General features: G+C 69.5%; 10 protein-coding genes. 2 read left to right on the forward strand and 8 right to left on the reverse strand.

Going from position 1 to position 11,606, the window contains the following annotated elements:
* The first annotated feature begins 38 nt into the window (after positions 1–38).
* On the forward strand, positions 39–665 hold the full coding sequence (locus tag IPG05_05815; protein ID MBK6494600.1) for a hypothetical protein: 627 nt from the start codon (positions 39–41) through the stop codon (positions 663–665).
* Here the strand turns inward: IPG05_05815 and hisF are convergent.
* From hisF to IPG05_05845, 6 genes are read right to left on the reverse strand one after another with little or no spacing between them, the layout of a single operon-like run.
* Complete coding sequence (hisF, locus tag IPG05_05820; GenBank protein ID MBK6494601.1) at positions 662–1,423, reverse strand: imidazole glycerol phosphate synthase subunit HisF; 762 nt, start codon at positions 1,421–1,423, stop codon at positions 662–664. The two genes, IPG05_05815 and hisF, sit on opposite strands and share 4 nt — an antisense overlap.
* Positions 1,417–1,884: an NUDIX domain-containing protein gene (locus IPG05_05825; GenBank protein ID MBK6494602.1), complete on the reverse strand. Its 468-nt coding sequence runs from the start codon at positions 1,882–1,884 to the stop codon at positions 1,417–1,419. Before IPG05_05825 ends, hisF begins: the two co-directional genes overlap by 7 nt.
* Positions 1,881–2,501 (reverse strand): imidazole glycerol phosphate synthase subunit HisH, encoded by a 621-nt coding sequence (gene hisH / locus IPG05_05830; protein MBK6494603.1) that lies wholly within the window; start codon positions 2,499–2,501, stop codon positions 1,881–1,883. The genes IPG05_05825 and hisH overlap by 4 nt, the downstream gene beginning before the upstream one ends.
* Positions 2,498–3,088 carry an imidazoleglycerol-phosphate dehydratase HisB gene (hisB, locus tag IPG05_05835; GenBank protein ID MBK6494604.1) on the reverse strand — a complete coding sequence of 197 codons (591 nt, stop codon included), beginning with the start codon at positions 3,086–3,088 and terminating at the stop codon, positions 2,498–2,500. The genes hisH and hisB overlap by 4 nt, the downstream gene beginning before the upstream one ends.
* The gene (gene hisC / locus IPG05_05840; GenBank protein ID MBK6494605.1) at positions 3,085–4,197 is read right to left on the reverse strand and encodes a histidinol-phosphate transaminase; all 1,113 of its coding nucleotides are present in this window, start codon (positions 4,195–4,197) and stop codon (positions 3,085–3,087) included. The genes hisB and hisC overlap by 4 nt, the downstream gene beginning before the upstream one ends.
* Entirely contained in the window at positions 4,194–6,452 is a 2,259-nt protein-coding gene (locus IPG05_05845; protein MBK6494606.1) for a type II/IV secretion system protein, read from the reverse strand. Before IPG05_05845 ends, hisC begins: the two co-directional genes overlap by 4 nt.
* A gap of 191 nt (positions 6,453–6,643) precedes the next feature.
* Here IPG05_05845 and IPG05_05850 point away from each other — a divergent pair, with 191 nt between their 5' ends.
* Positions 6,644–7,231: an exopolysaccharide biosynthesis protein gene (locus tag IPG05_05850; protein MBK6494607.1), complete on the forward strand. Its 588-nt coding sequence runs from the start codon at positions 6,644–6,646 to the stop codon at positions 7,229–7,231.
* Positions 7,232–7,370: 139 nt separating this feature from the next.
* Here IPG05_05850 and IPG05_05855 read toward each other — a convergent pair whose 3' ends face one another.
* Together IPG05_05855 and IPG05_05860 are read right to left on the reverse strand one after the other, a co-directional pair.
* Positions 7,371–9,263, reverse strand: coding sequence for a hypothetical protein (locus IPG05_05855; protein MBK6494608.1), 1,893 nt, complete (start codon positions 9,261–9,263; stop codon positions 7,371–7,373).
* Between the two features lie 306 nt (positions 9,264–9,569).
* Positions 9,570–11,591, reverse strand: a complete 2,022-nt coding sequence (locus IPG05_05860; protein ID MBK6494609.1) for a hypothetical protein — start codon at positions 11,589–11,591, stop codon at positions 9,570–9,572.
* Positions 11,592–11,606: the final 15 nt, after the last annotated feature.

The raw sequence follows: 11,606 nt of genomic DNA on the forward strand, positions 1-11,606 counted from the left end.
TGGCATCCAGCCAGCCTGCGGCTCTCCTACTTCGGGAAGTGACGGATATGCGTGCCTCGGTGCTCGTGGTGGGTCTGGTAGGACTGCTGGCGTGTGGTTCGGGCGGGAAGCCGGCCGAGGTCGCGGTGGACACGACCCGTCCCTGGGCAAAGCCGGGCGATGTGGTCGATTCGATCTTACCGATGCCGGAGCTGCTCCGGCGCTTTCGCGTGGGGCTGACCCAGCCGACCGAACTCGAGGGAGGCGCGGCCTCGCGCGATGCCTTGGCGGCTCGCTTCATCGGGGCCATTGCCACGCAAGACACGGTGGCTCTGCGTGGCATGCTGTTGAGTCGGGCGGAATTTGCCTGGCTGATGTTCCCGGATCACCGCTACGCCGAGCCGCCGTATGAGCTCGACCCCGGCATCTTCTGGCTGCAGTTGACGGCGGAGAACAGCAAGGGCGTCGAGCGCGTGCTGCAACGCTACGGCGGGCAACCGCTGGCCCTCGAACGGCTGACGTGCGACGCGGACACGCTGCAGATGCTGCGGGGTCCCACGAAGCTCTGGGGGCCGTGCCGCGTGCGCTATCGCACGGCCGACAGCACCCTCACTCGGCAACTTTTCGGCTCGATGATCGAACGGAACGGCCGGGTGAAGCTGGTGAGTTACAACAACGAGTTCTAGGGAGCTGGCGGGCGGACGGGGATGCCGCGGCGGGTGAGGAAGGCGCGGGCATCGGCGATCGTGGTGCCATCAAAGTGGAAGATCGAGGCGGCGAGCACCCCATGGGCTCCCGCCTCGAATGCATCCGCCAGGTGAGCCAGCGACCCGGCCCCGCCCGACGCGATCACCGGAATGCCGACGGCCTTCGCGGCCGCCTCGGTCAGATCGAGGTCGTAGCCACTGCGCGTCCCGTCCCGATCCATCGACGTCAGCAGGATCTCGCCAGCACCGAGACGCTCCAGCGTGGCGAGCCACCCCAGCGCCTCGAGACCGGTCTCGTCCCGGCCCCCATTCGCCATCACCATCCAGCGGTCGCCCTCGCGGCGCACATCAACCGCGGCCACGACGCACTGCGACCCGTAGGCGTCGGCCAACTGCGAGACCAGGTCGGGGTCGCGGATCGCCGCGGTGTTGACCGCCACCTTGTCGGCCCCCGCGCGGAGCGCCGCGCCGGCATCGTCCACCGAGCGGATGCCACCACCCACGGTGAAGGGGATGAAGATCGTCTCGGCGATCCGCTCCACCATCGACAGGGTCGTGCTGTGGTCACGATAGGACGCGGTGATGTCGAGGAAGACGAGCTCGTCGGCGCCTTCGCGATCGTAGCGCGCGGCCTGCTCCACCGGGTCGCCCGCATCACGGAGCGACTCGAAGTGCACGCCCTTCACGACGCGGCCATCGGCCACGTCCAGGCAGGGGATGATGCGGCGCGCTAGCATAGGCGGAGGACGTCCTCGATCGGGCCGGCATCACCGCTGCCGAGCATGCGGATGGCGTCGTCGAGCGCGCGCGCCTCACGGGCCCAGGCACACCGCTGCCGTGCCTCCGCCGGCGTGCACCACTGCCGTGCCGCGTGTTCGTGACTCAGCACGACCTCGGCATTTTCCGGAAGGAAGGCAACGAAGACCGGCACCATCGCCACTTCGTCCACGCGATGCTGGTAGAAGAGTTCGACGCGCGAGAGGTTGTAGAAGCGGGTCGGTGCCACGCCCGTCTCCTCACGCACCTCGCGCTGCGCGGCGTCCGCGGGCGTCTCCCCCGCCTCGATATGCCCGTGCACCATCTCCCACGACCCGGGACAGCGGCCGCCGGGCCCGCGCTGCAGCAGGAGCACCTCCAGCGTCTCCCCGCGGCCTCGCAGCACCACGACGTCGACCAGCGAGACCGCCACGGTTGTCACGGCGTCCACTCCGCAAACGCCTTCAGGAGGGCAATCCCCGCCTGCTGCGACTTCTCGGGATGGAACTGTGCCCCGAGCACGCTCCCCTGCCCCACCAGCGTGGGGAAACGGCCATCGTAGTCGCCAACGCCAAGGATGGCGTCCTCCGGCAAGTCGGCGGGGTGATACGAATGGACGTGATAGTAGAACTGCCCCGTCTCGCCGAGGAGCGGGCCGGCCACCGCGTGCCGGCGTCCGGCGTCGGTCACCCGCACCTCGGCCCAGCCGACGTGCGGGACATGCCGCGTCGTGCGGAAGCGAATGACGCGGCCCGGCAGCAGGCCGAGCCCGGTGGCGCCCGGTGCCTCCTCGCTCTCGCGGTGACAGAGCTGCATCCCGAGGCAGATACCGAGCAACGGACGGCCGGCCGCGGCGACGTCGCGGAGTGCCTCTCCCAGGCCCGTCACCGCCAGCGTCACCGCCGCGCGACCGAAGTTGCCCACCCCCGGCAGCACGACCCGATCGGCGCGACGCACCACGTCCGGATCGGCCGTGAGCGTGCCCGGGTGCCCGGCGGCGGCAAGTGCCCGGACCACCGATGCGAGGTTGTTGACCCCGTAGTCCACGACAGCGATCACAGCACGCCCTTGGTGGACGGCACGCCCTGCACCCGCGGGTCGATGGCGGTCGCCGCATCGAGCGCGCGCGTGAACGCCTTGAAGGTGGCCTCGACGATGTGGTGCGCGTTGCGGCCGCGGATCAGGTCGATGTGCATCGTGAGGCCGGCGTGCACCGCAACGGCGCGGAAGAACTCCGGCACCAGCGCGACGTCGAACTCGCCGAGCATCTGCCAGGCGACCGGATCGGCGTGCCACTCCAGGTGCGGGCGCCCCGAGCAATCGATCACCACGCGCACCAGCGCCTCGTCGAGCGGCACGGTGGCCTCACCGTAGCGCCGGATGCCGGCACGATCATCTAGCGCCTCGGCGATCGCCTGACCGAGTGCGATGCCGGTGTCCTCGACGGTGTGATGTCCATCGACGTGCAGGTCACCCTCGGCATGCACCACGAGGTCGAAGAGTCCGTGGCGGGCGACGGCGGTCAGCATGTGGTCGAAGAAGCCGATGCCGGATTCGATCGACGCCTCGCCGGTGCCGTCCAATTCCAGCCGGACCCGAATTTCGGTCTCGGCGGTGATCCGTTCGATGGTGGCGGACCGGCTCATGCGGCCTCCCCGAAAATGGTGCGCAAGGCGGCGAGCACGGCGGTGACGTCGTCCTCGGTGCCGATGGAGATGCGAAGGCACTGCTCCAGATCGACGCCAGCGGAGACGTCGCGGATCAGGATCCCGAAGTCGTCCAGCAGTCGCCGGAACACCACCCGGGCCGGGACGGCCTCGCAGCGAATGATGCAGAAGTTGGCGGCGCTGTCGAAGGCGACGAGGCCGGGGATCGTCCGCAGCGCCGCGATGGTGCGGTCGCGGCGCGCGCGCACCTCGGCGACGCGCGCGGTGATCCGATCGGCGTGGTCGAGCACGACCTCGGCCGCTTCGAGCGTCACGAGGTTCACGTTGTAGGGCAGCTTCGCCTTGGCGATCTCGCGGGCAAGCTCGGGGTGTGCCAACGCCACGCCGAAGCGCAGGCCGGCCAGCCCGACCGCCTTGGAGAAGGTCCGCAGCACCACCAGTCGCGGATGCTGCGCGAGCAAGGGGATGGCGGTCTCCCCGCCGAATTCGACGTACGCTTCGTCGCAGACCACGAGGCCGTCGAAGGCGTCCAGCGCCGCTTCCACCTCGCGCCGCGTCACCGCCGAACCGGTCGGATTGTTGGGCGTGTTGAGCACCAGCACCTTCGCCGCGTCGCGTTCGACGGTGCGGAGGAGCCTGGGCATGTCATAGCGGAAGTCGCGGGCGAACGGGACGCCCACATAGTGCGCGCCGTGCACCGCCGCCAGGAGTCGATAGAGCGAGAAGGTCGGCGCCGGCGCGACGATCACGTCGTCGCGATCGAGGGTGACGGCGAGCGTCGCCTGGATCAGCTCGTTGGAGCCGTTGCCGACCAGCAGTCCCTCGGCGTCCCAGTCATAGTGGGTCGCCAGCCGATCGAGCAGCGAGCGCGGCGTGAACTCCGGATAGCGATGCCAGGGCTTGGCCCGGGCGCGCTCGAGGATCGCCGTCTTGAGATCGGCATCGAGATCGGAGGGCGCCTCGTTCTGATTGATCTTGTGCCGCGCGACCGGCGCCGCCAGCGTGTAGGCGCCCTGCGACCGGACACTCGCCTTGATCAGGCGCAGCGCCTCGACCGGGTCGGGGCGCGCCGTTGGGACGGCGGTCACGACTGGCGGCGACCGAGGGTCGCCTCGAGGCGCGCCGCGAGGGCCCGGGGACGGAACGGCTTGGTCAGGAAGTCGGTCGCTCCGAGCTGCAGCACCCGCACTTCGTTGTCCTCGTCGCCACGGGCGGAGAGCACCACGACCGGGAGATCCATGGTGGCGGGACGGGAGCGCAACTGGGCGAGCACGGAATAGCCATCCACGTTCGGGAGATTGAGATCGAGCAGCACGAGGTCGGGGTTATGGCGATCCACTTGTTCCAGTGCCTCGGCCCCATCCCGCGCCTCACAGATCCGATACCCCTCCTGCTCCAGAAGGTCCCGCATCACCCGACGCAGGGTGTCCTCGTCCTCGACCAGCAGGATCGTCGCGCGCGCCACCACCGGGGCCACCTCTTCCGACCCCGCGGGCGGCTCGTCGACCAACTCGAGATCGTCGAGGAAGGCGTCGCTCCGGGGCGCTGGCGCGACCGGCGGCGGCGCGATCGGCGCGGCGACGGGCGGCACGGCGGAGGCAACCGCCAGCAACTCACTGCCGCCCCGCGGCGTGACCGTCCCGTGACTCGGGATGTCGGTGACCCGGAGCAGTTCATCGATCGAGGTGTGGCCATCGAGCACGTGCCGCAGCCCGCAGTCGAAGAGCGACAGCATGCCGTTGGCGCGCGCCATTTCGGCGATGCCGTGGGCCGTGGCGTTGGACCCGACGACTCGCTCGAGCTCCGGCGTCATCTCCAGCAGCTCGACGATCGAGAAGCGCCCACGATAGCCGGTCTGCGTGCACTGCCCGCAGCCGACCGCCTTGAAGAGCTGGGCACCCTCCGGCACGTACGGCAGCACCCGCGCCGGCAGTTCGGCGATCGGCTGCGACGTGCGACACACCGGACAGAGTTGGCGCATCAGACGCTGGGCAATCACGCCGCGGAGCGCTGCACCGATCTTGAAGGCCTCGAGGCCCATGTCGACGAGGCGCGTCACCGTGTTCGGTGCATCGTTGGTGTGCAGCGTCGACAGCACGAGGTGGCCCGTCAGCGAGGCCTGCACGGCAATCTGCGCCGTCTCGAGGTCACGGATTTCGCCGACCAGGACCACGTCGGGGTCCTGACGCAGGATCGAGCGCAACGCCGCGGCAAAGGTGAGCCCCTGTTTGTCGTTGGTCTGCACCTGCACAATGTTGCGCCCGAGCCGGTATTCGACCGGATCCTCGACGGTGATGATGTTGATCCCTTCGCGCTGGATCTCGCGGATGCAGGCGTACAGCGTCGTCGTCTTCCCCGAGCCGGTCGGGCCGGTGCAAAGCACCACCCCTTCCTTGTGGCCGAGCATGCGGCGGATCCCGTCCTGTTCTTCCGGATAGAGCCCGAGCGAGGGGAGCGCCAGCGCCGTGCTCTGGGTGTTCAGAATGCGGATGACGACCTTCTCGCCATGCGTCGCCGGCAGCGTCGAAATTCGCAGATCGACCGGCGTCCCGCTCGCCTGGGAGACGCGCGCACGGCCGTCCTGCGGCCGCAACCGATCGGCGATGTCCATCCCGGCCATGATCTTCACGCGCGAGATCAGCGGAATGCCCGCCTTCCGCGGAATCGTCATCGCCTGGCGCAACACGCCGTCGATCCGATAGCGGACAATGACCGACTGCTCGCCCGACTCGATGTGGATGTCGCTGGCCCGCGAGATGATCCCGTCGGCGAGGAGCACATTCACCAGCTTGATGATCGGCCGCGAGGTGGCTTCGGCAGTCAGCAGGTCGGTCTCGTCGTCGCTCGCTTCCTCCACCAATTCGGCGCCCTCGAGACCGTCCATCCCCGAGAGCATGTCCGCGACGGTGCCATCATTGATGTGCGTGCCGTAGAGCTCGTCGAGCTTCTCGCGGATCCGCGGCGGCGATGCCAGCGCCATCCGTACCTCGCGTCCGGTGGCGAAGGCGAGCGCCTGTTCGGCACCGACGTCGAACGGGTTGGCGGTGGCGACGAGCAGCAGGGCATCGGTCACGCTGACCGGCACGACGCGATAGCGACGCGCGAGCGCCTCGGGGAGGGCGTCTCGACCCGCTGCATCGACCAGCGTCAGGTCTGCGATCGGCAACCGGCAACGAGCCGAGAGGGCGGCCAGGATGTCGGCCTCGGGCAGCATCCGCGCATCGAGGACGCGCTCCCAGAGGGAGTCGTGCGTGGTCTGCCCCTCCTGCGCGCGCTCCAGCGTCCCCGCCGGGAGGAGGGGGCCGAGAATCGTTGCCAGCCACTCATCGTTGAAGCTCGCCACCTGCGTGCCGTCCCGGGTCGAAGGCCCACACCAAAGAGTCCCCGAAATCTATGCCAGACAAGGGGATGGGGCCAAACCGCCGGCGCCAGCATGCTGCAGGACGACAGGGTGGTGCGCCGGGGTGCCGTTGGGGCGTCCATGGAGGTAGTCGCGCACCCGGTGCGGCCGCCGCCCCGAATCCGGAGCCCTGCATGCCCCAACGCGCCGCCAGTCTCGAGGAAATGCTCGATCAGATCGAGGAAGTCTCCACGGAGACCACCTCGGTCACATTTGACCAGATTCTCGACGCGGTGGGGCGTCGCTCCTTCGGGCCGTTGCTGATCGTGGCGGGGTTGGTCGTGCTGGCGCCGGTGGTCGGTGACATCCCGGGGATGCCGACGGCGGTGGCGATCTTCGTCGCGCTGGTCGCCGGCCAGTTCGCGTTCGGCGCCGAGCAGATCTGGCTCCCGCGCTGGATGCTCGACCGCTCGGTCAAGAGCGCCAGGCTCGGCAAGCCGCTCCGCTTCCTGCGGAAGCCCGCTGCCTGGATCGACGGACTGACCCGACCCCGTCTGCGAGCGCTCGCCGGCCCCCACGCGGTTCGCGTCGTGGCGAGCATCTGCCTGGCGCTCGCCGTGGTGATGCCGCTCATGGAGGTTGTGCCGTTCAGCGCCAACGCGGCCGGCCTCATCTTGGCGGTGTTCGGGCTCGCGCTGATCGCCAGCGACGGCCTCATGGTGGTCATCGGTACCCTGGTGACGCTGGCAACGCTGGTGTTGATGGCGCTGGTCCTGTTCTAGGCCCACCCCCTGGCTGTGTCACTGAAGCGCCGGATGATGCTGATCGTCCCGTCCTTGAAGTCCGCACCGTCGAGCCGGGCAAGCATGTCAATGTCCCGCCCTGGTCGAACGGTCGAGAACCGTTCACCCGGTAGCCGATTCACTTGGGAGTCACTCGCAGGTTCGAGAAATACGCATCGGAACTGATGCGCGCCCACAGCGCGATCGCGCCGCGCCCCGTCCCATGTTTGAGGTCATTGACCACCAGCGCAGGCTGGCTCGCCCCATTGATGTACAGGCGCGCCTGATTGCCGGTCACGGCGATCTTCATTCGCGTCCACCCGCCGGCCTCCATGTCAGCATACGACTCGTAGACCCCAGGGCTCGATTGCCGAAGGAGGTTCCACGGTGCGTCCGGGCTCGCCTCATACTGCACGGAGCGATTCCGGAAGAGCTCGTCCTCAAGCCGCGCATTCTCGGGACGGAGGTAGAAGCGCTCGGACGAATCGCCCCGCACGCGGAATGAGAGGCCGACGAAGCCCTTGTAGGCACTCACATTGTCCGTCGCGTAGCCGGCTCGCCGAGCGCCCGAGACGTCGAGCTCGATGGTCCCGTCCTCGAAATCGGTGCCGGTGAGGACCGCCATCATCTCCTGGTCGCTGTCCTGTTCGTGGCCGGCGAGCGGGAAGAGGTGGAGCGCCGGTCGTTCACGGTGCGCCACCCATGCCGCGCGCGCGTTCACCAAGGTGAGGGCGGTGCCGGGCGCCAAGCGGACGGTGTCGACCGCCGGCGATGGCACCGGACGGAGACGTGCGATGCGCGCAGGCCCCTGCCCTGGTGACTCGCCGTAGGCGAGCCAGACGTCATCCGAACGCGGGTCGAACGTCAGGTGACGTACCAGCGCGCCGCGACTCGGCAGCGGGTAATAGTCGAACCGTCGCTCGCGCGGATGGTAGGCGAAGACCGCGTCGGCCGTTCCCGTCCCGATCCAGATCGTCCCGGTGCGCGGGTGCACACGCGCGATGTAGGGCGCCGCATCCTTGATCGGCAACGGGATCTCCTCGAAGCGGGACGCCGCATCAGCCGAGGGATCGAGGCGCACCAGATGGCCTGCCCCGTACGTCGGGATCCAGACGACCCCGTGCTGATCCACGTCGAGTCGGCGCGGCCCGCTGGCCGTGGTCGGCATCGGATAGACGTCCGACTTGCCGGTGCTCGGATGAAAAGCCACGATTCGATTGCCCTGCAACTCGCTCATCCAGATCGTCCCGTTCGGACCGGTACGGAGCTCGTAGGGCACCGGGCCGCCGTCCCCGGTCGCGAGGGTCGGATGCGGGGGCAGGACATGCGTGCGGACGCCCCCTGCGCGCGCGATCGAGGCGAGCAGTTCCGGTGATTGCGTGAAGTGCCCGTTCACCCAGGCGCCCCCGGCCGAATCGAGGGCGACGCTGTGCGCATACATCCCGACGTCCCAGGTCGCCCACTCCGTGCCGTCGTAGCGGGCAAGCTGATGCGGCCCACCGAGGACGACCCACCAGTTGCCCGACGCATCGAGCTCCACGGCCCTGGGATTGGACTTCGCCACCGGGATCTCGACCGTTGACCATGCCCCGCTCTCCGGCTCCAGCAGATGCATCGCATGCGAGCGCATCCCGGTCACGACGATCCGCCCCGTGCGTTCGACCGCGACGTCATGGGGCAGGTCGGCGGAATCGGGGAGCAGGTATTCGCGGATCTCGGCCGCCGCCGCTGCCAAGGGCACGCGCGCTGCCGGCTGCGGGGACTCGCCGAGATTGCGCACGAGCCACTCGGCGGTGCGCTCTGGATCGCGGCCCCCGGAGATGACCGGAAATCCGGTGGTCGCCCCAGCATACCCGAGCATCCGCTGGGTCGCCGTGACCCAACTCTCAATCGGACGCGGTGCGCCCAGGGGCCGGAAGTGGCGTGACTCGAGCTGATGGCAATTGGTGCAGTCGATGATGAACTGGCGCTTGGTCTCACCATCCGGGAGGCGCGCCAGCCACTCCGCACTCGTGGGGGGTTCCGGTGGCACGGAGCGCGCGGGAGGGCGAGAGAATCCGACGGTCGCGAGGCCTCCAGCCACCAACAGACAGGCAGGAACTGCTTGCAGTCGCATCAGTGGCGTTCCTCGTTCCGGGGATGATGGTCCGGTCGGCCTGGAGGGCGGGCGCATCGTTCCCGCATGGTCACCGGATCGGGACGGCCGACGGAGTAGGCAGGAGCTGGGGCGGCTGCAACCTGAGGCTGGAGGAGATCCGCGAACGTGCGCCTCGCTACGCGCCCCAGGGAGTGCCGGTTTCCGGAGCGGCGGTCGCGGCCCCTGCGCCGAACGCAATCCTTACATCACCGGCCACCAATCCGGATGGGCGTCCAGACTCACACCGAACCGCCCAGTCCGGAGCGAGATCCCTGCCTCGACCCGGAAGAGCGGCCCCCAGAGATCGAGGCGTACCCCAGCGACCGTCTCTACCCGCCCGCTCGCGCGCCACGGCAGGTCGCGCGCGTCACCACCGGTGATTCCGGCGGCGAGGAACGGGGTCACTGCACTCGGGAGCCGCAGTCCGCGGGCGTTCGGGAGCGGTGGCATCGGCAGCGTCGCCGGTACCGTCCAGCCGATCTCGACCCGCGCCATCCGCGCCCCACCCAGTGCGCGGTAGGGAATGCCTGGTAAGGTATGCCTCCCGCCGAGCACGAAGGCGCGGTAGCCGGGCAGCCCCGGACTCGCCGCCCCGACGTCCACTGTCGCGCCGAGACGCCCGTCACCCAGCGTCACGCCGCCGCGCCAGGAGGCGTCGAATCGCTGCCAGCTCGCGGCACCCGCGCCGGCCTCCGCCCCGGCGCGCCATCCGTTGCCCGCCGCGTCGCGGTGGGAAAGCCCAAGCCGCGCGATCGTCGCGGCGCCGATCCCCAGCGCCGGATTCGCGCGCGTCTCGCCGGTGATCGGCGAAAACGACGCCGCAACCGACCACGACCATTCGCGCGCGACTTCCGCGTCGAGGCTCCCACCCGCGACGGGCGTGCGCACGCCGAGTGCAACCCGTTCGAGCAGCGTCCAGTCACCCAGATCGGCGCCGCCCACCATCGTGGCGAGCGAACTGACCACCCCGCTGCCGCTCGGCGCGTCGCCCACATCGGCGAGTCGGCGCTCCATGCCGAGCGTCCACGACGCACCGGCGACTGACCGTGCCAACGACAGACCGCCAACAACTCGGGCATCGCTGCCGCCGATCCCGAGCCGAGCCCTGAGCGTCACGACGCCACCGAGTTGGCGTCGCACGCCGAGCATCGGCGTCACGCCACTGACGCGGGTGACGCGGAGCAGGTCCGAGACGCCCCCGGCCGCGAGTCGGGTGTGCGGCAGGCCATCGAGGAGACGTCCACCCAACGCCTGCATGGCGGCCCGCTGCGCCTCGGCAATTGCCGCATCGGCATCGGGGAGTGGCGCGAGGCGTTCCGCGAGTGATTGCCGCCAGGTCGTGTCACCACCGGGGCGGCGCAGTCCGTCGACCTGGAAGCCGAGGAATCGATTCATGACGTGGGCCACGCCGAGCTCGTAGTCGGTGAGCGTCCAGTCGGCGCGGAGGATCGTGCGGAGGGGCAGGTCGAGGATCGGTTCGCCCCGGCGGATCACGATGGACTGTTGCCACGGCAGCCAGCGGGTCCCCTCCTGCAGTGAATTCTCGAGCGTCACCGTGATGTCCTCCACCGAAGGATCACGGTACGACGCCGGCGTGAAGGTGAAGCGGAAGCGCACCAGCGCGGCCCGGTCGATGTCGAGGTACAGCGTCCCCACGGTGCCGGGCGCCGTCGGGTCGAGCGGCCGCACATCGACGGCTACCACGCGGACGGTGCCCCCGGGGCCCGCGATGCGGAGGGTATCCCGCTCGGCGAACTGGTAGCGGAGCAGCCCGGCGGGCGAGAGCGGGTGCAGCACGTCGCGCACCTCTTCGCCCTCGCCGAGGCGAAGAACCCCGCCGAAGTCGTTGGCGACGATCCCCAGATGGTCGCGATGGTAGCGGACGCGATTCGGCAGGAAGGAGGAATCGCGCCAGGCCACGATGATCTGCTTGTGCCGGTTCGGGGCCTCCCCGTACACTTCGACCTCGAGTTCATCCGCCCGGATCACCCGTTCCACGGACGTGCCCCCGTGTTCGACCACCGATGTCATCCGCACCACGCCGTGGGCGCGAGCCTGCCAGGCGGCCAGGAGGGTGTCGGCATCGCGGGAGAGCCGGTGCGTGGCGGCGCGCTGCAGGAGCGGCAGCGAGTCTCCGCGGTGCCACAGCTGCGCCGCGAGACGCCCCGGACCGAGCAGGAGCGCCCCGAGCAGGGCGACGGCACCACGCAGCGGCGGGATCATCACTGGAAGCTAGCC

It is taken from the genome of Gemmatimonadota bacterium (assembly GCA_016704275.1).
In the GTDB taxonomy this organism is placed as follows: domain Bacteria; phylum Gemmatimonadota; class Gemmatimonadetes; order Gemmatimonadales; family GWC2-71-9; genus Palsa-1233.

Excerpts from the sequence above, each read along its gene's own strand:
- hisF (MBK6494601.1), bottom strand. The coding sequence starts at position 1,423 with ATGCTAGCGCGCCGCATCATCCCCTGCCTGGACGTGGCCGATGGCCGC.
- hisB (MBK6494604.1), bottom strand. The coding sequence starts at position 3,088 with ATGAGCCGGTCCGCCACCATCGAACGGATCACCGCCGAGACCGAAATT.
- IPG05_05850 (MBK6494607.1), top strand. The coding sequence starts at position 6,644 with ATGCCCCAACGCGCCGCCAGTCTCGAGGAAATGCTCGATCAGATCGAG.
- IPG05_05860 (MBK6494609.1), bottom strand. The coding sequence starts at position 11,591 with ATGATCCCGCCGCTGCGTGGTGCCGTCGCCCTGCTCGGGGCGCTCCTG.